The organism is Pseudomonas sp. TREG-RG-20F-10-E-6-01, assembly GCF_022662455.1.
Classification (GTDB): Bacteria; Pseudomonadota; Gammaproteobacteria; order Pseudomonadales; family Pseudomonadaceae; genus Aquipseudomonas.
In genome coordinates this window covers 58,135-80,272 of the sequence record NZ_JAKNQP010000018.1, presented here as the reverse complement: position 1 = coordinate 80,272, position 22,138 = coordinate 58,135, and the positions used below count along the sequence as shown (strand labels likewise).

Below are 22,138 nucleotides of genomic sequence, written 5' to 3'. Positions count from 1 at the left end.
CCGATGGGCGTCGACCATAACGCGTGCTAGCTGATACAGAACTTGTGTATCAGAACTCTCGCTCCTTGATCATCTCAATCAGCGCCCTCGACCCAGCCGGTACATGCCACCGTTGGAGTCCACTCTCCAAGTACACGTATTAGCGCCCCCGCAGCCAGGTCTGCAGCAGCATTCCACTCCGTCAATCTCATCCCGCCCAACGCTTGGATGAGATAGAAGCGCTGGTAACCGAGCAAGTCGCCGATATCCGGGCGGGCGGCCCTAATGATCCTGCCACCAGCATCGGTCCGGTGGTCAGCCTCAAGCAGTGGCAGCGGGTGCAGCGATACATTCAGATCGGCATCGAGGAGGGCGCTCACCTATTGGTGGGTGGCCCCGGCTTGCCTGACGGAATCGACGCGGGCTGATCCATCAGGCCCACCGCCTTTAGTTGCGTTACCAACCCGCTGACCAAGATCTTCGGGCCTGTTCTGTCGATCATCCCCTACGATGACCAAGATGAAGCGCTAACCATCGCCAACGATACGCCCTACGGTCTCCAGGCTTACATTCTGTCCTCAGCCCTGCAAAGAGGCTTCGCGCATCGACGCCGTTCGCGTGTTGGTCGATACCCGTGGCCCACGAGCCGCTAGCGCTCTTCGGCGGCTTCAAACAATCAGGTATAGGCCGTGAGTACGGCACACTCGGATTGGAGGCCTTTCCGGAGCCTAAATCCGTGCTCTCCTGACAAAACAGCATGCCGTTGGGGAAATCGATGCAAAGTGTTTCTGCATTTTTGGTATGGTGCAGCACATTTTCACAAGGATTGATTTTTCATCCGCAGGACGCGGCGTCGACCTTCTTCAACGAGATGCTGTAGAAATGCCTGAACCGATACCGATCAAGGATCACGAAAAAGAAAACCGTCTGGTCAACAAGCGCCTGCTTGCCTGCGCGCTGTTGGTCATCGGCATCACCTGCGCCCTGGTGGGCCGCATGTATTTCCTGCAAGTGGTGCAGTACGACTACCATTCCACGATTTCCGAAAACAACCGGGTCCACGTACTGCCGATTACGCCCACGCGCGGGTTGATCTATGACCGCAACGGTGTGGTTTTGGCCGACAACCGTCCCAGCTACAACCTGACGATTACCCGCGAACGCACAACCGACCTCAAGGGTGAGCTGGATGCCATCGTCAACCTGCTGCACCTGCCCGCCGAAGACCGTGCGGTGTTCGACAAGGCGCTGAAGCAGGCTCGTCATCCTTTTGTGCCCGTGACGCTGTTTTACGAATTGACTGAGGAACAGATCGCCGTACTGGCCGTTAACGAATTCCGTTTGCCTGGCGTGGATGTCGAACCGCAATTCGTCCGTCATTACCCGCTGGGCGCACATTTTGCCCACTCGATCGGGTACGTCGGCCGAATCAATGAAAAAGAATCCAAGGCCCTTGATTCGGTGGAGTACCGAGGTACGCAGTCCATCGGCAAGACCGGTATCGAGCGCTTCTACGAATCCGAACTGCACGGCCATGTCGGCTATGAAGAGGTCGAGACCAATGCGCAGGGCCGCGTACTGCGCGTGCTCAAGCACACCGACCCGATCCCCGGCAAAAACATCGTTCTGAGCCTCGACGTCAAACTCCAGGAGGCGGCGGAAGAAGCCTTGGGCGATCGACGTGGTTCGGTTGTCGCCCTCGATCCACAAACCGGCGAAGTACTGGCGATGGTCAGCAAGCCGAGCTTTGACCCTAACCTGTTCGTGACCGGTATCAGCTTCAAGGAATACGCGGCGCTGCACGACTCCATCGACCGGCCGCTGTTCAACCGTGTGCTGCGCGGGCTTTATGCGCCCGGTTCGACCATCAAGCCGGAAGTGGCCATCGCCGGTCTCGACAGTGGCGTGGTCACCGCACAAACCCGTGTGTTCGACCCCGGTTACTACCAGTTGCCCGATTTTGACCACAAATACCGCAACTGGAACCACAGCGGCGACGGCTGGGTGGACATGGACGCGGCGATCATGCGCTCCAACGACACTTACTTTTACGACCTTGCCCACAAGCTGGGCATAGACCGTCTGCACGATTATCTCGCTGAATTTGGCCTTGGTCAGAAAGTCTCCCTCGACATGTTCGAGGAGTCTGCAGGCCTGATGCCGTCCCAGGCGTGGAAGCGCGCGACGCGGCGCCAGCCCTGGTTCCCGGGTGAAACGGTGATTCTCGGCATCGGCCAGGGTTATATGCAAGTCACGCCGTTGCAGCTGGCCCAGGCCACCGCGTTGATTGCCAACAAAGGCGTGTGGAACCGGCCGCACCTGGCCAAGACCATCAATGGCGTGCCGCCGGTGGATGAAAACCCGATGCCCAACGTGGTCCTCAAGGACCCGCGTGATTGGGAACAGGTCAACCATGGCATGCAACTGGTGATGCACGACCCGCGCGGTATCGCCCGGGCTGCGGCGGTCGGCGCCCAGTATCGCATTGCCGGCAAGAGTGGTACCGCGCAAGTGGTTGCGATCAAGCAAGGTGAGCGTTACAACCGGAACAAAACCCTGGAACGCCATCGCGATAACGCTTTGTTCGTCGGCTTCGCGCCGGCCGAACATCCGAAAATCGTGATCTCGGTAATGATCGAAAACGGTGAAGCCGGCGGCCGTGTGGCGGGCCCTGTTGTGCGGCAAATCATGGATGCCTGGCTGCTCGACCAGGAAGGCCACCTGAAGCCGCAATACGCGACGCCGGCCAAAGCCCCGGGTGACCCGCACGTCTGACTCAGACCTTCCACTCGTCCCAGTGCTCTGCGGCTTGATAAGCGAGCCAGGGCACATCATGGGACGTCCAGATGTGCGAGGTGGGCCGTACGCCCGGATCATCATCCAGCGTCGCCACTCGCACAATCACATGGGGCTGGTGCCTACGCTCAGCCATCAGATGTGAGCCGCATCGCGAGCAGAAATGCCTGAATTTGCCCGGTGAAGATTCAAGCGACGACAGCAGTGCTTCGCCTCGTGTCCAGCGGAAATGTTCGCGCATCACCCCGGCCGTGGCCACGAACGCTGCTGCATGCACTTTGCGGCAGCTGTCGCAATGGCAGTGGCTGATGGGCATGTCGAGGCTGTCCACCTGGTAGCACACAGCTTTGCAGAAGCAACTTCCATTCAACGGGTCAGTCATAAACGTATTGCCTGATCAAGGATGGGGTCATCATCATCGCGCACACGCCAAGGTTGCGCATTGGTCGATGTCGCCTACTGTCAATGGAGGAGGTGACTTATGCACGTATTAGATCGCATCGAACGAAAAGTCCTGCTCAATGCTTCACGTAAACAGGTGTGGGAAGCCCTCACGGATGCCGAGCAATTCGGCAGTTGGTTCGGTATCGCCCTGAAGGGTAAAACCTTTGCTGCCGGGGAAACCCTCGAAGCCCCCATCACGTACCCAGGCTATGAACATGTGGTGTGGAAGGCCAAAATCGAAAGGGTCCTGCCACAAACCCTGTTTTCCTTCCGGTGGCATCCTTATGCGGTCGAGGAGGGTGTCGACTACGACAGCGAAACGCCTACCCTGGTGGAGTTCACCATCGAAGATCGGGCGCCAGGCATTTTGCTGAGGGTGGTTGAATCCGGGTTTGATGCGGTACCCGAGGCCCGGCGCCAGAAGGCCTTCAAGATGAATTCCCGTGGCTGGGATGAACAAATGAACAACATCGAAACCTATCTCGCCCAGGCGCGCCGCGCCTGACCCAACCGGGCATCTTGATGATGCCCGTGTTCGTCGCTGTCAGCCTTCGTGAGTTGTGGTGATTTCCAGGGTATCGGTGAAGGTCACCAGCACACTTTGCCCGACCTTGAGGTCTTTGAGGCCGGCACGGATCTCCGGTTTTTCAACGTTCAGCACTTTCGTCGCACCGGTAGGGTTTTCCAGGGTCACCTGGTTTTGGTTCAGGGCGATATGGGTAATCTTCAACTGCACCTGGATCTGCCGGAAAGCGGCACCGCCGGGGTGCGGGTTATCGGCCGTGGCACGCACCACGCCGGTACTTTCGCTTGAGTCCGGGGCACTTTTATCCACGTCGGTGTCGAGTACCGCAGCCACCGAATGGGTGGTCAGCACTTTCACTTGATCGCCAACCTTGAGGTTGGCCAAGTCCTTGGCGTCATCACTGAGTTGCACATGCACCGGGTTACCTTCGGCACCTGCCAGCACCACCTGGTGCGTGGCGGCATCGACCGACAGCACCTTGGTGGTCACTTCATCGGCTTCAAGGGATTTGGACAGCGGGATGTCGGCGGCATAAGCGGCAAGGTTGCCGGCGCACACCAGGGTGACCAGAGCAAGGGCCTGGCGCACGGAGCGGGGTACATTCATTGAAGGGACTTCCATGTGAGAGAAGCCCTTGAGTCTAGTGGCGAGTCAGCGGTGTGCAAATTCGCTGACCCTCCACGTTGTAACTTTAGAAATCCACCGTCGCCGACAACTTCGCCACCCGCGGATCACCCTGGGTCAGATAGCCACCCAGCGCAGATTCCCAATACTTGGTATTGGCCACGTTCTCCACGGTCGCGCCCAACGTCACATCACGCTGCGCCACCTTGAAGTTGTAGCGCGCACCCACGTCGAAGCGGTTCCAGGCCGGCAGGCTCAGGTTGTTCGCTGCATCGGCGTACTGGCCGCCGGTGCGCAGCATGCGGCCGTTGACGCTTACGCCTTGCAGGCCCGGCACATCCCAATCCACCCCGGCGTTGAGCTGGAACGACGGCACGCCAATCGCACGGTTGCCGTCATTGGCGCCGTTTGCCGTGCCGTTGACTTCGGTGTGAATAATCGTCGCGCCGCCCAGCAGACGCAGGCCGCTGACCGGTTCACCGAAGACGTTCAGCTCAACGCCCTTGTTGACTTGCTCGCCCTGGAAGACATAGGTGGCGGTGCCGTCCGCATTCAGCTGGGAGTAACCTTGAGTCGGCTGTTCAATGCGGTACACGCCCAGTGTCGCTCCGTAGGTGCCCATATCAACCTTGACGCCTGCTTCGGTCTGTTTCGAGCGGGCCGGTGCGAAGGTCTGGTTGGCGTTGGTCACGCTGGTAGCGCTGCCAAACGTGCTCGGAGCGGTCGGCCCCGAAGCCAGGCCTTCAATGTGGTTGGCATACAGCGAAACATGGTCCCAAGGCTTGAACACCAAGCCATACACCGGCGTGGTGATGCCCTTGGCGTAATTGGCAGTGCGCGTGCCGGTGCCGTAGGCATAGCCTTGAACCACCAGTTCCTGGCGGCGCAGACCAGCCGTGAACAGCAGGCGGTCATCCATAAAGCCGAAGGTGTCCGATACCGCAGCGCTGCGGGCGAAGGTCTTGGCGGTAATGCCTGGGTCGTTCAGGTCGCTGCCGGAGGTGAAACCGCCTTTGGCCGGTGCAGATACGTCGGCCGGATTGTAGATATTGGTTGGCTGGCTGCCGGCGGCAAAGTCGAAGGCGTTACGGGTCTGGGTCCAGATGCCGGTCAGGCCCAGGTTCAACTTGTGGCTGACAGCGCCGGTCTGGAACTTGCCGTTCAGGCCGGCCATCAGGCTGGTGTTGTCTTCCTGGTGCGCGATGTTCGAGCCGCTGACCGTGGCATTGCCCAATGCGTCGTTCAGGGTGACCGACGAGTAGCGCCCCAGTTCGTTGGTGTGCTTGGCACCGCCGGCAACGTAGGCGGTCCAGTTGTCGTTAAGGTCGTACTCGCCCCGCAACATGCCGAACGTGTCTTCGAGGCTGGTGGTGCCCCAGTTCGGCGCGTAGTTGGTGTCGGCAGACGGGGCGTTGGGGATGTGGGTCAGCCCACTGCCGAGCAGCACCGTATTGCGCCCGCCGTTCACTTGCTGCTTCTGATAAACAAAGTCACCCGACAGACGCAGCGCATCGCCGCGGTAATCGAGGCCGACCGAGAACAGCTTCGAGCGCTGGTTTTCGTCGTCAACGGCCGTATCGCCTTCACGCTGGGACAGGTTGACCCGCGCACCAAAGCGGTTGTCCTCGCCAAAACGCTGGCCGATGTCGAGGTGTTCACCCACTCGGCCATCACTGCTGATGTCGGTGCTGAAACGGCGCAACGGCACATCATCGGCGCGCTTGGGCTGCAGGTTCACGCCGCCGCCAATGCCGGAGCCGCCGGGCGTTACACCGTTGATGAACGCGTTGGGCCCCTTGAACACTTCAACCCGTTCCAGGGCGTCGGTGGACATGATCTGGCGCGGCAGGATGCCGTACAAACCGTTGAAGGAAATGTCGTCGCCATTGAGCGGCAGGCCGCGAATCACAAAGGCCTGGGCCTGGTTCGCGTAGCCCGATGCCTGGCGCACCGACGAGTCGTTGAGCAGCACATCGCCGACGGTTTGCGCCTGCTGGTCGCGAATCAATTTCTCGGTGTAGGAGGACATGCTGAATGGCACGTCCATGATGTCCTGATTGCCCAGCACACCCAGTTGCCCGCCGCGTGCAACCTGGCCACCGGCGTAAACCGGCGGTAGCGCGTTTGGCGCGGGCGCGTCGGCGTTGATGTTGGTGGCACCCAGTTCCAGTGTGTTGCCGTCCTGATGGTTATTCGCATCCTGCGGGGTGACTGGGGTTGCAGCATGGGCAGCAAGGCTCACGGAGCAGCAAAGGGCGAGCAGGGTAGGGCGAAACGGCACACAAAGTCGGGTACGGGAGGGCATGGTCGATCCTGACGGCGAACCGTCAATGTGAGGAAAAGGGCAACAACGTTGCGCGTCCTCGCTGCGCGGATACGACTCCGGCGCGAATGATAGTGATTGTTATTAATGTTCTGCAACAAATTTGTGAGATTGCGGTCTGCGTGCGCGTTAACGTGCCGCGTTTACGCGGATGCCGAGTAGAATCACGCCCTGAAAGCGATTCCTGAGGTGCGGCACGGTGGATTTACAGCAGGGTTTTGTCCTGACCCGGCATTGGCGCGACACGGCGGCGGGTACGGAGGTCAGCTTCTGGCTAGCCACCGACCAGGGCCCTCGGTGCGTGCGCCTACCCGTGCAAACCTCGGTGATGTTTATTCCCGAGGCCTATCGCAAACAGCTCGACTGGTTGCTCAACGGCGAGCGCGATATCGAACTGCGTCCGCTGCAGCTGTGTGATTTCCATCACCGTCCGGTGTTGGGCCTCTACACGCGCCAGCACCGCCAACTGATGGACCTGGAAAAACGCCTGCGCGCCGCCGGTGTCGATGTCTACGAAGGCGACGTCCGCCCGCCCGAGCGCTACATGATGGAGCGCTTCATCACCGCTCCCGTGTGGTTCGGCGGCACACCAGACGCCAACGACGTGCTGATCGATGCGCAGATGAAACCCGCACCCGACTACCGTCCGCCGTTGAAACTGGTGTCGCTGGACATCGAAACCACCGCCCAGGGCGATCTTTATTCCATCGCCCTCGAAGGCTGCGGCGAGCGCCAGGTGTACATGCTCGGCCCGCCGAATAAAACCGACGCGGTGGACTTCAAGCTCGACTATTGCGACACCCGCGCGCAACTGCTCGAGCGCCTCAACCAATGGCTCGCCACGCACGACCCCGATGCGATCATCGGCTGGAACGTGGTGCAGTTCGACCTGCGCGTGCTCCACGAACATGCCCAGCGCCTCAACGTGCCGCTGCTGCTTGGCCGTGGCGGCGAAGCCATGGCCTGGCGCGAACACGGCAGCCGCAATCACTATTTCGCGGCGGCAGCGGGGCGGTTGATTATCGACGGTATTGAAGCCCTGCGTTCGGCCACCTGGAGCTTTGAATCCTTCAGCCTGGAGAACGTCGCGCAAACCTTGCTCGGCGAGGGCAAGGACATCTCCACGCCGTACCAGCGCATGGACGAAATCAACCGCATGTTCGCCGAGGACAAGCCTGCGCTTGCGCGCTACAACCTCAAGGACTGCGAGCTGGTCACGCGCATTTTCGAGAAGACCGAGTTGCTCAAGTTCCTGCTGGAGCGGGCCAGCGTCACCGGCCTGCCGGCCGACCGCAACGGCGGCTCGGTCGCCGCGTTTACCCACCTGTACATGCCGTTGTTGCACCGCCAGGGCTTTGTCGCGCCAAACCTGGGCGACAAGCCGCCCCAGGCCAGCCCTGGCGGTTTTGTCATGGACTCGCGTCCCGGCCTGTATGAATCGGTGTTGGTGCTCGACTACAAAAGCCTTTACCCGTCGATTATCCGCAGCTTCCTGATCGACCCGGTGGGCCTGATCGAAGGCCTCAAGCACCCCGAAGCGAGCGAGTCGGTGGAAGGCTTTCGCGGCGCGCGGTTCTCGCGAACCCGGCACTGCCTGCCTTCCATCGTCACGCGTGTTTCCGAAGGCCGTGAAGCGGCCAAACGCGAGCACAACGCGCCGCTGTCCCAAGCGCTGAAAATCATCATGAACGCCTTCTACGGTGTGCTCGGCTCCAGCGGTTGCCGCTTCTTCGACACGCGCCTGGCATCCTCGATCACGATGCGCGGGCACCAGATCATGCGCCAGACCCGCGAACTGGTTGAGGCCAAGGGCTATGAGGTGATCTACGGCGACACCGACTCCACCTTCGTCTGGCTCGGCAGCGCGCATTCGGCGGATGACGCCAGTCGCATCGGCCGGCAACTGGTGCAGCACGTCAACGACTGGTGGCGTGCGCATTTGCACAGCGAATACGGCCTGCAAAGCGCCTTGGAACTGCAATACGAAACCCACTTCAGCCGCTTCCTCATGCCGACCATCCGCGGCGCAGAAGAGGGCAGTAAAAAGCGTTACGCCGGCCTGGTCGTGCACGCCGATGGCCGCGAAGACATGGTCTACAAAGGCCTCGAAACCGTGCGCAGCGACTGGTCACCGCTGGCCCGGCAATTTCAGCAGGAACTCTACCAGCGCATCTTCCACCGCCAGCCCCATCAGGACTACGTGCGTGACTACGTGCGCCGCACCCTGAGCGGCGAACTCGACGACCTGCTGATCTACCGCAAACGGCTGCGCCGCCAGTTGGACGACTACGAGCGCAACGTCCCGCCGCATGTGCGCGCCGCCCGCCTGGCAGATGAATACAACGACCGCCTGGGACGCCCGCGCCAGTACCAGCGCGGCGGTTGGATCAGCTATGTGATCAGCGTCAACGGCCCGGAACCGCTGGAAGTGCGGCAGGCGCCGATCGACTACGACCACTACGTCACCCGGCAATTGCAGCCGGTGGCCGACGCGATTCTGCCGTTCGTGAACGATGATTTTGGCACCCTGGTCGGCGGGCAGATGGGCCTGTTCTAAAACGCTTGCCTGGATGGGATCAGAGCCTGCACTCTTGGCCTCTGACGACCACCCTCCAACGGCGCAGTTCTTCATGACTCAGATCACCCTGACCGGCAGCTCGGTCGAACTCCAACCCTTGCAACGTGAACATGCCGCCGCGCTGGTCCAGGCTGCCGCCGACGGTGAATTGTGGAACCTTAAAGTCACCAACGTGCCGGGTCCCGAGACCGTCGACACGTACATCAACGTCGCCCTCGCCGGGCGTGAGGCCGGCAGCATGATCCCGTTCGCGATCGTGCGTCGCGACACGGGTCAGGTAGTCGGCAGCACGCGGTTCTGGAAAGTCGACCGGGTGAATCGCAAGCTTGAAATCGGCCACACCTTCCTGGCGCAATCCACACAAAAAAGCGGCGTCAACACCGAAGCCAAGCTCCTGCTGCTGACCTACGCTTTTGAAGTGCTCGACTGCGTACGTGTGCAATTCACCACCGACGAACTCAACGAAAAATCCCGCGCCGCGATCCTGCGCCTCGGCGCCGTACAAGAAGGCATCGTGCGCCACGAACGCATCATGCCCGACGGACGCAAGCGCAACTCGGTGCGCTTTAGCATCATCGATTCGGAATGGCCGCAGGTGAAGGCGAACTTGCAGGCCAAATTACTGCGCTAAGGAGCAAACGCCCATGTACACGCTTTACGGCATTGATGAATCCGGCTCCTGCATGATCGAAATCGCCCTGCAACGTTGCGCGGTGCCGTGGCGTCGCATCGACGCCAGTTCCTGGGCAGATGGCGAGGGCAGTGAAGCCCTCGCGCGCATCAACCCGCTCAAACAAATCCCCACGCTGGTCACGCCCGATGGCCAGGTGCTGACCGAAAGCGCCGCCATCCTGATCCACCTGGGCCTGGAATTTCCCGCCTCGGATCTCCTTGCCGGCAACCGCGCCCAGATCCTGCGCGGCCTGGTGTACATCGCTGCCAATTGCTACTCGGCCATCGGCATCATTGACTACCCGCAACGCTGGCCGGGCAACGCGGATGAAGCGGCGCAGACGCAATTGACCACCGGCACGCGGCGCTATCTGCACCATGCGTGGGTGGTGTTCGCCCAGCAGTTCGCCGACCAGTTGTTCGCCCCCAATCAGGTGCCGAATGCACTGGGCATCATGGCCGCAGCCGTGTCGCGTTGGGACGCGGCGCGCGAGGTGTTGAGCAACCTGGCGCCCGGCTTTGCCCAGACGTTGGCGCAGATGGATACCGACCCTGTCGTGGCGCCCGTGTTTGCGCGGCATTGGCCGGAATGGGGCGTCTCTTAATGTTTCCGCAATCAGAAGAAACAATCACCGTGGCACGCGCCCAACCCCTTGCGTAGCAGGCTTCCTGACCTACGCTTCTTAACGAGGTGTAGGAATCATCCTTGAAATTGACTGTCGCAGACATGAAACTCAAGAACCCTGCATGGAATTCAAAGGAGGTGCGCATGCTCATCCGGTCGCTGACCCTGGCTACCTTGATGGCTTTTACGGGGCCGCTGTTGGCCGCGGATGATATCAACCCGCTCAAGCAGGACTTGGGCAAGTCGCGTCCGCTGGTGGTGGTGGAACTTGACTCCGGAAACGAAGCATTGGCGAACCTGAAAAAACAGCTGGATGAGCCTGCCAACAAGCAGTCCTTTGAAGAGCGCAGCATGGTGTTCTACACCGTGAAGTTCGGCAGCATCGGTGCCGAAGGCGAGAAATTTGCCAAGGACGCCAAGGACAACAAAAAGCTCACGCCGCCTGAAACCAACGCGCTGATCCGTGCCCTCAAGCTCGGCGCCGGCAGTGGCACCAAAGTGATTTTGGTCGGCAAGGACGGCGAGAAGAAACTCGAAAAAACCGTGCCGCCGGATACCCTCGACCTGAAGGAATTCTTCAGCGCCATCGACCAGATGCCCATGGCTGAAAAAGAGCTTGCCGCGCCTGCAGAGCCAGAACCCGCCGCGCCCGCCAAAGGCGCAAAAGCGGCCAAGCCCGCCAAAGCCGGCAGCAAGGCCGCCGCGCCACAGCTTGATGATTGAACCTACATAACCCCTGTGGGAGCGGGCTTGCCCGCGATGACGGAATGTCAGTCAAAACACCTTTGAATGACCCACCGCTATCGCGAGCAAACCCCCTCCCACAGGGGTTTAGTGGTTTTCTGAAGGTTTGACGGCTTTGCGCACCGGAAACGGAAAGTAGAAAAACCGCAGGAACGCCACCCGCTTGATCACTTCCCCGATCATCAACGGCACCACCACCGCCACTACCAGACCCACACACGCCGCCAGAAGCGAATGCAGGCCCAGGCGTTCGAGCAGGTCGACAGTCTTGTGCTGGATTTCGCCATGGAAGATCAACAGGATCAGGGTCGACTGACCGATGTAGGTCATCGCCCGAGTGAGCAGGGCCGACACCATCAGTACCCGCGCCAGTGCCCAGCATCCGTACACGCCGATCACCGCCAGCACGCTGGTCCACAGCCAGCTGTCGTAGCGACGTTGCGCCAGGTCCATGGTGTCCCACGTGGGAATGAACACCGCAGCAAACAACAGGACCGAGACCAGGCACGTCAGCCACGATCCCGAATGTGTACGCAACCAATCGCGTGCCAGGTAGCCGACGATGAAGTAGGTGCTGCTGATCAAGGTGATATCCAGGCTGAACGGCAGCCCCGGCAGCACCCAGTGTTGACCGCCGAGCGTCACCGGCAACTGCCAGAACAACGGCAGCAGCCAAACCCCGAGAAGCAGTTGCGCCGCGATCAGCACGCCGGTCACCCACAACGACAGCTTCAGGCGCTGGATCAACCGCAGCATCACCCAACTGAACAGAATCGCCACCCAGAAGTGCGGCAGGAACCACATGGCCTGCCACGGAATGGTGTCCACCGAGGCATACAGCACGCCGCCGATATCCGGCAGCAGCGGCTGGCCGCGCAGCAGGGCGCGCACGATGACATACACCAGCATGGTGAAGAAAAACGGCTTGAGCAGCCCGTCAGCCTTGCGCACCGCCATCTCCACGAACGGTTGCTCGGGTTTGAAGAGCACGCCAGAGAGGAAAAAGAACACCGGCAAGATGAACGAAGCGAGGATCGGATACAGCAGGTCCGGCGAGGTGGCCACGAACCAACTGTGGGCAAACACGATCACCAGGATGCCGATGCCCCTGGCGATATCCATCTGAATCCAACGATGCTTCATCTGACTATTCCCGATCGGTCGTTCACGCCTTGCGCCACGGCTTCAGCCACAGCCCCATGCCCAGCAACATCACCATGCCCGCCAGGGTACTGAGCCCCAGCTGCAGCCATACGCCTTGAATTGGAAACAACACCCACGCTGCCACGCCCATCACCACCGCACTGAGCAGCCAATGCCGCGCCCACGCCAGGGCGTCGAGCAACCCCTGGCGCTGCATCAGCAGCAAGGCCGTGCAGATCACCCCGGCCAGCGCGGCCAGCGGTATACCCGCCAGGCCAAACACAAAGGGCAGGGCGCCCAGCAGCAGCACATTGACCAGGCTGCCGAGCAATTCACAACGCAGCGGCTGGCGCGTGTCGCCAGCCGCGTAGGCATAGCGTGCGAGCAGGGCGTTCCAGGCGCCGAACACCAGCGGCACGGCAAACCATGCCAGCAACAACGGCAGCGGCGAATCCGCCGATTGCTTGGGCAGCAGCAACGCCACCAGGCTTGGCGCCGCGGCCACCAGGCCGACGCCTGCCGGCAGTGTCAGCACGCTGGCGGTCTCCAGGCCGCGCTTGAGCAGGGCCAGGCGCTCATCGCCCTGGCGCCGGCTCATCATGCCCAGCAGCACCTGGTTGAGGCTCATCAGCGCGATCAACGGCAGGTTCATCAGCTTGCGGGCGAGGTTGACCCAGGTCACCGCCCCTTCGCCGAGCAGCGACGCCACCAGTCGCTCGATCAGCGCCAAGCCCTGGCTGGCGCCATTGCTCAACAGCAGGGGGCCGATGCGCTGGCCCAGTTCGCGCAGCGGCGTAAAGCTCAGTTGCCAGCGCCACGGCCGCCAGCCCTGGCGCCAGATCGAGGGCAGCAACGCCAACGGCATCAACAGGCTGCCGGCCAGGCAGGCGAGCGCCAGAGAATGAGGTTGGGTGGCCGTGCCCGCCACGGCGAGGTACGTCACCGGCGGCAGGTTGAACAGCAGCGACCCCAGCCCCGCCAGCACAAAACGTTCGCTGGCCTGCAACGGAATACTGAACAGCGCATGCAGCATCAAACCCGGCACGCACCAGGCAACGATCTGCAGGTTGCTGGCCGCCAGTGCGGTGGCGCTGGCGGCCAGCCCCGGGCCGAGCAACTGCACCAGCCACGGCGCCAACAGCGTCAGCAGCAGGCTGGTGACCAACGCAATCAGCATCAAGGCGGGAAACAGCACCGCCAGCCAATTCAGACGCTCGTCGTCCTTGCGTTGCAGGTACAGCGGCAGCGCGGCGGCGCTCAATACGCCACCGGCCAACGACATGCGCAACGCCTCCGGCAAAAACAGCGCGATCAGGAACGCATCACTGCGCTCGCCCGCGCCCCAGGCGGCCACCAGCAGCCACTCGCGGGCGAACCCCAGGCACAGGCCCAGCAGGGTCGCAAGCGTCAGCCAGACGGCGGAGCCAAGCATGATTAAAGCCGTGCGCCGTCAAGCGCCGGCTTGCGGTAAGCCACTGTCTTGACTTGCGGCAGACGCGCCGGGAACAGCCGGTGGGCCTCCAGTACATTGAGGCCGACCATCAGCCAGAACAGCGCCACCATCACCACGGCAAAGCTGAAGTAGTGGTCAAACAACCCGCTGACCAGCGCCGACAGAATCCCGGCAGTGCTGCCCAGCCACAGCGCGTTGTCTTTGGTCAGGCGGATCGGGCCTTTTTGCGGGCGTGCTTCACGCCACCAGCGCACGGTCACGGCGATAAACAGCAGCATGCCGACAATGCCGGTCTTGTAGATGAAGTTCAGCCACAGGTTGGAGATGCCCAGCAAATGCGTGCCTGGCACTGGCGGGTCGACCTTGAAGCCGATGCCGAACGGGTACGAAGCCACGGCCTGCGGGAACATGCGGTATTCGTCGAAACGTATTTCGGTACTGGCGTTGTCCGATGAAAAAATCGTCGCCAGGCGGTCCTGCAGCGGCGGATAGGCCATCACCAGCGCGACCGTCAGCGCCGCACCGATCATCAACAGCCTGCCGGTGTAGGGCACACGCCGCGTCGCCATCCAGATCAGCACCAGCGCCAGGCTGACCATCGCGCCACGGCTACTGGCCAACAGCAATGCGGCGGCGCCAAGGCACGCCACGCCCAGGCCCAGTCCACGCTTCCAGCCTTGTTCGGTCATGCCGTAGCAGAACGCCAACGGCAGCAGCAGCGCCATGATCCCGCCGATGGCATTCGGGTGCATCCACGGCGAGCCCATGCGCGATGACATCGCCTCCAGGCCGAATTTCAACATGTCGAAGTTGCCGTAGTTGAACAGCGCCAGGATCGGCGCAATGCCCGCCCCCGAACGCGTGCGCACAAACACCGCAATCGACAGCACCAGCATCGCCAGCGTGCCCAGCAGCAAGGCGATCACCAGTGATTCGCGGTGTTTGTAGTCGGTCAGCAACTTGGCGCAGAGGTACACCGCCGACAGGCTCAGCAACCAGCGCAGCCAGTTGGCCACGCCGCTGGTGTCGGCGTGGATGGTGACCTGGCCGACGATGAACGGGAACACACTGAACAGCATCAGCCACAGCAGCATCTGGTCGGTGGGGCGGCGCGACAGGCTCGGCGTGTCGGGCACGCGCGACAGAAAACTGTGCCACAGCACCGCGCCCCAGGTCAGCGCCAGGATCGCCTCGCTCACCGTACTGCGAATGCCCAGGTTGATGGTCGAGTACGGCATGAAGGTCGCGACGCCGGCGAACAGCAGCAAGCCCCAGAACGGGAAGCGCAGGATGGTCACGGCCGCGGCCAGGCCGATCACGGCGAGGAACGCCTTGGCCGGTGACAGCATCAGGGCCAGCGCGCCGAACAACAGGCCGAACAGGATCGCGACGAGGCTTGCCAGGGAGAGTCTCATTTCAATTCCTCGATCAGTTCAGCCAGGCGCTGGCGATAGGCCTGATGGTTGAAGCGTTGCGCCCATTGCGTGCGTTGTTCGGGTGATTCTTCAGTCGGACGATCCGCCAGCGCCAGCATCAATTGCACCAGCGCCGGGCCGTCGGTGGGCGAGAAGCGAGGAGCAGACGGCGGGGTGATTTCATCCAGCGAGGTGCCGCTGGCCACGGCCACTGGCGTGCCGACGCTCAGGGCTTCGATGACGGGTAGACCAAAACCTTCCGCATAGGACGGCTGCCACAGGCGCGAGGCCTGGCGGTACAGCGCGTGCAACTCGGCATCCGAGACGCCGCTCAAGGCGCGAATGCCCGGCAGGTTGCGCTGGGTTTCGGGCAAATGCTCAAGGCTGCCTACCAGCACCAACGCCGGCACGGCGGGTGACAGGCTGCGGGCCTGCTGCCAGGCGTCGACCAGAAACGGCACGTTCTTGCGCAACTCACGCGTGCCCACCAGCAGCCAGTAATGCTCGGGCAGGTCACGCGCCGTCAGGTCTGCTGCCAGATCGACAAAACTGTCGACTTGATTGGGCAGTACGCGAACCTTGCCCGCCGCCTTGGGAAACAGCCGCGCGGTTTCATCGGCGCTGTACTGTGACGGCGTCCACACGCGGTCGGCGCTGTGCACCGCGTACGCAATCGAAAGCCGATCGCTGGTCTTGTAGATCAGCGCTTTGAGGCGGTTGGCGTGGTAGTTGTTCAGCGTGATCTGGAACAGGTCATGCAGCAGCACGACGGTGCGCAAACCTTTGGGCTTGGGTGGCAACGGCAGGCCCATATTGAACGTGCTGATGTACAGGTCGATCTGTTGTTCACGCAAGGCTGTTGGCAGAAAACCGGCCTCGAAGCGCAGCCGATTGTGCGGCTGGTGCATCGCCGTTTTCGCGCAGCCCCAGGCCGGGCAGTGCGCCTGCAAGCGGGTTTCATCACCCAGCGGCGCCACGGTAAACCGCGCCAGTTCCACACCCGGCAGCGTGCGCAGGGCATTTTCCAGGGCGTACACCTGGCGGCTGATCCCCGATTGCGGCGAGGTGCCGACGGTGCGGTAATCCAGGCCTATACGCATGCGGGCTCCTTTTGATTGAGCGTCGCGTACACCTGTTCCAGCTGGCTGGCGGCCACGCTCCAGTCATGCGCCCGGCGTACATAAGCGCGGCCCGCTTCGCCCATGGGCGCGGCGGCGTCGGGAAATTGCAGCAGGCGTACCACGGCGTCTGCCAGGCTGTCGGCGGTTTGCCCACCGAGGTAATCCAGGCCTTCAATCAGGTCCAGGCCCGACACGCCTTGTTCGGTACTCGCCAAGGGCAACCCGGCAGCCAGGGCTTCGAGCACTTTGAGCTTGGAACCGCCGCCGTGGCGCAACGGCGCCAGAAACACCGAACAACTTGATTGCAGGTTCAACAGGTTCGGGACAAACCCTTGCCACTCGATGCGCGGGTCCTTCCAACGCTCGCGCCAACTGCCGGGCATGCCAAACCCGCACACGCTCATGCGCGCATCCGGACAGCGCGCCCAGACCTTGGGCAGGATTTCATCCAGGGCCCACTCGATGGCATCCACGTTGGGCGCGTATTCATAGTTGCCCAGAAACAGCACGCGGCGCGTCGACGGGTCGGGTCGGGCGGCGGCGAAGTGATCGCAGTCCACACCGTTGACCACCACCGGCACTGGTTTGCCGGCGATTTCGGCCAGCACCTGGGCATCGCTTTCGGTCACCGCCACCACCTGCGCGGCCTGGCGCATCACGCGGTGTTCCCAGCGGCTGTAGCGCCATTGGTCGTAGCGAATGAAGGGCAGCGCCCAGCGCGGCAGGCGGTCGTAAGTGGCCGCGCCCAGCGCCGATTCAACGTTATGTTCGGTCAGCACGAACGGCTGCGATTGGCGCGCCAGGGCATCTTCATAAGGCTGGAACGTGTAGGTGTGCTCGATCTGCACCACATCCCAATGCTCTTTGAGCAATTGATTGAACGTGTCCTGCAGCGCGCCCGACAGACCGTTGACGCTGGCCAGCAGTGGGTACGGTGCAAACAGGCCGGCCAGCAGGGTTTTCACGCTGCGCAGTGGGCGGCGCGGCAGTACGATCACCTGCTCGAGGAAGGCCTCCAGCACTTGGTGATCGGTCAGTGACACCGGGTTTTTATCATGCAGCAGCAAGGTGATTCGATGTCCACGCGCGGCCAGGCTGCGCAGCAGATGAAACTGGCGCGTCTTGCCGCCGCTGGTGGCGGGCCAGGGCGAGTAGGGCAGGATCCATAAAATGCGCATGGCGGGCTTCAGTCCCATAACAGAATTTGCAGGTTCGACTTGACCGGGACGGTCAGCCCATGGGTGCCGCTTACCGGGGTTTGCGTGCCGCGCAGCGGGTCGTACAGGGTGGCGCTGGTGAGGCCAGGCAAGTGCGCGTTGCCGCCTTCGGCCGACCAGAAGAACCACAGTTTGCGGCCGTCGGCGCGGGTCCAGCCGATGCTGAACAAACCATCGGGCAATTGGTCGGCGGCGGGCGGATCGCCGGGCGTGAGCTGCGGCCCGCTCACATCGAGGAAGTTCTTCAAGGCGGTATAGACCGGCTTGGGGTTGGCGTCGATGTCGAGCAGGCCATAGAACTGGTCACGCACACTGGCGCGCTGGTCGAGGTCGCTCAAGGTGAACAGAAAAATCCGGTCGTAATCCATCGCGCTCATCAGGGCCACCCGGCGTACCACATAATCGGCCTGGCCCTGCAGGGTGATCAGGTCCTGGGCGTCTTTTGGCCCGGGGTAGGTTGACCAGCCCCACTCGGTGCTCCACAGCGTTTGCACGCCACTATTGCGCAGCGTCTGGTTGAGCGCGGTGGTTTTGGCGATGAAGTCCAGGTTGGACGGGTCGTTACCCTCGGGCAGTTGCGTATAGGGATGGTAGGAAATCACCGTGTTCAGGCTGGCCACACCCTGGGCGCCGAGGGCGTCGAGCATGGTTTGGCCGTTGGGCATTTCGCTGAAAAACGCCATGCCGGCAGCCACCACCGGTTTGTTCGCATCCACCGCGCGCAAAGCCGATGCGGTGGCTGTCAACAAGGCGGCGTAGCCAGCGGGGTCGGCTACCGGGCGCCAGAAGCCGAGCAAATTAGGCTCGTTCCACACCTGCCACGCGTTGACGCTGGGGTAGCGTTGCGACAACAGCGCCATGCGGTTGGCGAACACGTTCAGATCTTTGGGCGGGTACTGGTCCTGATAGGGCGCACCGGCCGGCGCGGTGGTCGCGAAGGGCGCCGAACCGACGAGGTAAAACACCGACTTGAGCTGATTGGCTTGCAGGTTGCCGACCAGTTGATCAAGGGTTGCGACCTGATACTGGCCCTGAACCGGCTCCAGCTGATCCCAGTGCAAATCCAGGCGTACCCATTCCAGGCCCAGTGCCTTGAGGCGGTCGATCTGCCGTTGATACAGCGTCGGGCTGAACCACAGGAACTGCGCGTTCACGCCCAGAAAATCCTTCCACACCACCACCTTGTTGCCCTTGAGTACATGGTTTTCGGCGTCAGCCTGGCGGCCCCACAGGAAGGCCGTCAGGCCCAGTGCGGCAATCACCGCAAGGGTCGCAAGGTAGGTCCGTTTACGCGGCATAAGGGGCTCCCGCAATCGCCTGCTCAAAGAGGTGCTTGAACTTCTGCGCGGTCAACGGCCACAGGCGTTCGCGGCCAATTTCCCCGGCCCGTTCGGCCCAGTCGCGGGCCAGCGATGGCGTGCGCGCCAGGCGCAGCAGTTGTTGGCTCAACGCCGCCACATCGCCCTGGGGATAGATCGCGCCGTTGCCGCTGGCGACTTCTTCGGCAAACGCACGCGCATCCGAGGTGATCGCCCCGCGGCCGCACGCAGCGGCCCAGGACAGCGCGCCGCTGGTGCCGCGCTGGCGCCCCAGCAGGCCGAGTTTTTTTGATTCGCGATACGGCAGCACCATCACGTGGTGCGCCTGGATCGTCTGTGCAATCTCGCTGGCTGGCAAGTTCAGCCGCCAGTCGATGGCGCCCACCAGGCCGAGTTCGGCGATCTGGCGGTTGAGCTGCTCAAGGTAGTTGCCGCCCGCGCCAAACGCCATTTCGGCGGCAGTGCCACCGGCCAGGGTCAGGCGCACACGGTCACGCAATTCGGGGGCTTGCTTGAAGACGTCGGCCAGCGCTTGCAGCAGGTCTTCAATGCCTTTGCCACGGTAGATAAAACCGAAGTACAGCAGGTGCAGGGTGTCCAGCGCCGGTAACGGCGCGGGAGCAATGGCCAGGTTGGCGTGGTTGATCACCGCCACTTTGCCGGCCGGCAGTTGCATGCGTTGGCTCAGGCAATCGGCGCCCAGGCGCGTGAGGGTGATCAGCCGCGTCAGGCCTTGGGCCACATGGCGTTCTTCGCGCAAGGTCAGCGGGTCGGCCAGCACCACTGCCGCTTGCGGCAATGGGCTGGGCAAACGTTCCAGCAGGTTCAGCGGGAAGGGCAGCTGCTCGCGTCGCCAGACGATACGCTCAGGGTCATGCACGGTCGCCGTCAGCGGCAATTCGGGGTAGGCCTTGCGCAGCTCGCGCAGGGCCAGAAACTCCCCCAGCCGGCCGCCGCCCAGCTCGGCGTGGACCAGCTCCACACTGCGCCAGTCGAAGGCGGCGATGGCCTGGCGGATGGCTTCGCTGTTGCCTTCCACGCCGCTCAACGGTGTCGCCACCGTCACGCCCAGCTGCTCCAGGGCCGTCTTGAAGTGGTTCGCGTAGTCGGCGATCCCGTTTTTCTCCGGCGGCAAAGGGGCGAGCAGGGCGATGTGCATCAGAACGCCCCCCGGTATTTGGCGATGGTTTTAAGCACCCTGGCCGGCACTTCGAATTTGCGCCGGTTGATGATGATGCCGTCCACCTTGCCAAACGCGGTGTTGAGGATCGACAGCGCGTGCTCCACCACCGGCACTGTGCTTTTCTGCGCTTCCACCACCAGGGCAATCAGGTCAGCGCGACGCAGGTTGATAAAGGCGTCGCGGTTGTCCAGCAGTGCAGAGGCGTCCAGCAGTACCACTTCGCCCGGGGCGGCCGGTTCGACGCCGCCAACCCGCACCCTGATGCCGTTTTCCTGCAGCAAGTGGCGCAGTTGCTCCACCACAAAGGTCACCCCTTCGCCGTGGCGCGCCGAGGTCAACCCCAGGGTCAGGCCTTGCTCGGCCACGCGGTCCAGTTGCAGCAAGCCGTACAGGCGGTAAATGCTCGCATTGAACGCGTTGGTGCTCTGCGCGGTGCTGGTGTCCAGCTCCGGCAAGGTCGTCCACAGGGGCAGGCCGAACTTGCGCTCCACCAGCCCGCCATCGTGAATGCGCTGGTCCAGCAGGTAGCACAGGTAGATCACCAGCAAACCGACGACGATGGCAAACGGGATCGCCAACAGCAGCATCAGCAGGGTTTTCGGGAAGATGCGGCCAGGGTTGAGGGTGGCTTCTTCGATCACCGCAATGTTGCTGATCTGGCTGCTATCGAGCTCACGGTCGATGCGCGATTTTTCCAGGTTGTCCACGTACAGCGCGTAATTGCGCTCGGTGGCGCTCAGCTCGCGAGAAAGACGCGCCAGTTCCGGTTCAATCTCCAGGGCCTGCTTGCGCTGGGCTTCGAGGTTCACCAGCTGTTTCTGCTGTTGCACAAGCTGAGTGCGCAGGGCCAGGTTGTTGCTCGACTCGTCCAGCAGCACGCGCTGCAAGTGAATTTCCAAGGTGTTCGGCGCGCGGTTTTCCGAGGCCTGTACCGTGTTGCTTTCATTCGCGACCTGGGCCTGCATCGCCAGAATCGACGCGTCCAGGGCTTTGACGGGCGGCGCGTTGTCGGTGTAGGTGCGCATCATGTCGGCCTTTTCCAGCAGCTTCTGGTTAAGCAGGCGCCGCAAATCCTGCTGCTGCGGGTTCAGTGCGATCTGGCGCACCGTGGTGACTTCCTTGGGCTGACCCTTGAGCTGGTCGCGGGTGCTCTGGATGGCGCTGTCGGAAGACGCAATCAGGCGCGTGGTGTTGAAGGTCTCGCCGCGCAACACGTTGATGCGCTCAGACAAGTCCTCCAGGCGATCGGTGATGCTTGCCGCGCCGATCTCGTTCAAGTGCTTGAGGATTTGCTCCTTGTAGCTCTTGATCTCGGTGGCGCTGGTGTTCACCTGACCTTCATAGAAGGCGTAGAGGCTCTTGCGCCCCAGGGCCTGGGTGCGTTCGGTGATGTACGTGTCGACCCAATCCTTGACCACTTGCTGGGCGATTTGCGGGTCGCCCCAGGTAAAGCTGATGTCCATCACCGTGGAACCCACGGCATGGCTGACCTCGAAGTTTTTCTCCAGGCTCGCCGCCAGGCGTTCCACCGGCGTGGTTTTTTCGAGGATGCCGACGGTTTCCAGCACCACGCGAATACCGTCGAACACCGCGCCCACGCCTTCCTTGACGTAATACTTGCTGCGCTTCCAGAAGCCTTCCGGCGGCGGCGCGTTGGCGATGACTTCCAGGTAATGCTCGGCCACCGTGCGCACGATCGGGCGACCGGTCAGCAAGCGCTCCTCGTCGACAATCGGGTCACGCTGGGTGCTGGGCATGACCAGTGCCTGACGGTTGCTGATCTCGATGGGCAAGGTCGAATCGCGTCCCGGCTTGACCAGCAGGCGCGCGGTGGATTCGTACTTGGCGGGCAGCAAAAAGGCCCCCAGCAAAATGATCACCAGCGCCGCGATGGCTGCCAGTTTGAACTCATGCCGGAAGATGAAGAACAGGCGCAGAAGATCACGAAAAGAACGGATCTCGATCATGGGATGTCG

At 62.2% G+C, this 22,138-nt stretch carries 18 protein-coding genes and 1 pseudogene; 8 read left to right on the top strand and 11 right to left on the bottom strand.

Translation table 11 applies throughout. From position 1 onward, the window contains the following. Positions 1-203 precede the first annotated feature (203 nt). From L8K08_RS28590 to mrdA, 3 genes and pseudogenes are all read left to right on the top strand, one after another. Positions 204-632 (top strand): annotated as a pseudogene (locus L8K08_RS28590) (aldehyde dehydrogenase family protein). Then, entirely contained in the window at positions 614-727 is a 114-nt protein-coding gene (locus L8K08_RS28585) for an aldehyde dehydrogenase family protein (RefSeq protein ID WP_242201680.1), read from the top strand. The pseudogene L8K08_RS28590 and the gene L8K08_RS28585 overlap by 19 nt, the downstream one beginning before the upstream one ends. Before the next feature lie 134 nt (positions 728-861). Next, positions 862-2,754: a penicillin-binding protein 2 gene (gene mrdA, locus L8K08_RS28580; RefSeq protein WP_106580023.1), complete on the top strand. Its 1,893-nt coding sequence runs from the start codon at positions 862-864 to the stop codon at positions 2,752-2,754. 1 nt (position 2,755) lies between these two features. Here the strand turns inward: mrdA and L8K08_RS28575 are convergent, their stop codons facing one another. Beyond that, positions 2,756-3,157 carry a GFA family protein gene (locus L8K08_RS28575; RefSeq protein WP_242201679.1) on the bottom strand — a complete coding sequence of 134 codons (402 nt, stop codon included), beginning with the start codon at positions 3,155-3,157 and terminating at the stop codon, positions 2,756-2,758. A 99-nt stretch (positions 3,158-3,256) separates the two neighbouring features. On the opposite strand from L8K08_RS28575, the gene L8K08_RS28570 reads away from it, so the two are divergent. Continuing rightward, the gene (locus L8K08_RS28570) at positions 3,257-3,724 is read left to right on the top strand and encodes an SRPBCC family protein (RefSeq protein ID WP_242201673.1); all 468 of its coding nucleotides are present in this window, start codon (positions 3,257-3,259) and stop codon (positions 3,722-3,724) included. A 39-nt stretch (positions 3,725-3,763) separates the two neighbouring features. Here the strand turns inward: L8K08_RS28570 and L8K08_RS28565 are convergent, their stop codons facing one another. Both L8K08_RS28565 and L8K08_RS28560 read right to left on the bottom strand, forming a co-directional pair. Further along, positions 3,764-4,351 carry a hypothetical protein gene (locus tag L8K08_RS28565; protein ID WP_242201671.1) on the bottom strand — a complete coding sequence of 196 codons (588 nt, stop codon included), beginning with the start codon at positions 4,349-4,351 and terminating at the stop codon, positions 3,764-3,766. A gap of 85 nt (positions 4,352-4,436) precedes the next feature. Continuing rightward, positions 4,437-6,674: a TonB-dependent siderophore receptor gene (locus L8K08_RS28560; protein WP_242201669.1), complete on the bottom strand. Its 2,238-nt coding sequence runs from the start codon at positions 6,672-6,674 to the stop codon at positions 4,437-4,439. Between the two features lie 217 nt (positions 6,675-6,891). Between L8K08_RS28560 and L8K08_RS28555 the strand changes: the two genes are divergently transcribed. The 4 genes from L8K08_RS28555 to L8K08_RS28540 all read left to right on the top strand — a co-directional run bounded on the left by L8K08_RS28555 (position 6,892) and on the right by L8K08_RS28540 (position 11,290). Continuing rightward, positions 6,892-9,249, top strand: coding sequence for a DNA polymerase II (locus L8K08_RS28555; RefSeq protein WP_242201667.1), 2,358 nt, complete (start codon positions 6,892-6,894; stop codon positions 9,247-9,249). Positions 9,250-9,322: 73 nt separating this feature from the next. Beyond that, on the top strand, positions 9,323-9,901 hold the full coding sequence (locus L8K08_RS28550) for a GNAT family protein (protein ID WP_242201665.1): 579 nt from the start codon (positions 9,323-9,325) through the stop codon (positions 9,899-9,901). 13 nt (positions 9,902-9,914) lie between these two features. Continuing rightward, positions 9,915-10,547: a glutathione S-transferase gene (locus tag L8K08_RS28545; RefSeq protein ID WP_242201663.1), complete on the top strand. Its 633-nt coding sequence runs from the start codon at positions 9,915-9,917 to the stop codon at positions 10,545-10,547. 164 nt (positions 10,548-10,711) lie between these two features. After that, positions 10,712-11,290: a DUF4174 domain-containing protein gene (locus tag L8K08_RS28540; RefSeq protein WP_106580031.1), complete on the top strand. Its 579-nt coding sequence runs from the start codon at positions 10,712-10,714 to the stop codon at positions 11,288-11,290. A gap of 108 nt (positions 11,291-11,398) precedes the next feature. Here the strand turns inward: L8K08_RS28540 and L8K08_RS28535 are convergent, their stop codons facing one another. From L8K08_RS28535 to L8K08_RS28500, 8 genes are read right to left on the bottom strand one after another with little or no spacing between them, the layout of a single operon-like run. Further along, positions 11,399-12,454: an acyltransferase family protein gene (locus tag L8K08_RS28535; RefSeq protein WP_242201661.1), complete on the bottom strand. Its 1,056-nt coding sequence runs from the start codon at positions 12,452-12,454 to the stop codon at positions 11,399-11,401. Between the two features lie 22 nt (positions 12,455-12,476). Then, a complete protein-coding gene (murJ, locus tag L8K08_RS28530; RefSeq protein WP_242201659.1) occupies positions 12,477-13,886 on the bottom strand; it encodes a murein biosynthesis integral membrane protein MurJ in 1,410 nt (469 codons plus the stop codon). A 2-nt stretch (positions 13,887-13,888) separates the two neighbouring features. Further along, entirely contained in the window at positions 13,889-15,322 is a 1,434-nt protein-coding gene (locus L8K08_RS28525; protein WP_242201657.1) for an O-antigen ligase family protein, read from the bottom strand. Further along, positions 15,319-16,422 carry a glycosyltransferase family 1 protein gene (locus tag L8K08_RS28520; RefSeq protein WP_242201655.1) on the bottom strand — a complete coding sequence of 368 codons (1,104 nt, stop codon included), beginning with the start codon at positions 16,420-16,422 and terminating at the stop codon, positions 15,319-15,321. Before L8K08_RS28520 ends, L8K08_RS28525 begins: the two co-directional genes overlap by 4 nt. Then, the gene (locus L8K08_RS28515) at positions 16,413-17,621 is read right to left on the bottom strand and encodes a glycosyltransferase family 4 protein (RefSeq protein ID WP_242201653.1); all 1,209 of its coding nucleotides are present in this window, start codon (positions 17,619-17,621) and stop codon (positions 16,413-16,415) included. The genes L8K08_RS28520 and L8K08_RS28515 overlap by 10 nt, the downstream gene beginning before the upstream one ends. An 8-nt stretch (positions 17,622-17,629) precedes the next feature. Next, positions 17,630-18,958, bottom strand: a complete 1,329-nt coding sequence (locus L8K08_RS28510; RefSeq protein ID WP_242201651.1) for a cellulase family glycosylhydrolase — start codon at positions 18,956-18,958, stop codon at positions 17,630-17,632. Further along, positions 18,948-20,138 (bottom strand): glycosyltransferase, encoded by a 1,191-nt coding sequence (locus L8K08_RS28505; RefSeq protein WP_242201649.1) that lies wholly within the window; start codon positions 20,136-20,138, stop codon positions 18,948-18,950. Before L8K08_RS28505 ends, L8K08_RS28510 begins: the two co-directional genes overlap by 11 nt. After that, the gene (locus L8K08_RS28500) at positions 20,138-22,129 is read right to left on the bottom strand and encodes an exopolysaccharide transport family protein (protein ID WP_242201647.1); all 1,992 of its coding nucleotides are present in this window, start codon (positions 22,127-22,129) and stop codon (positions 20,138-20,140) included. Before L8K08_RS28500 ends, L8K08_RS28505 begins: the two co-directional genes overlap by 1 nt. Positions 22,130-22,138: the final 9 nt, after the last annotated feature.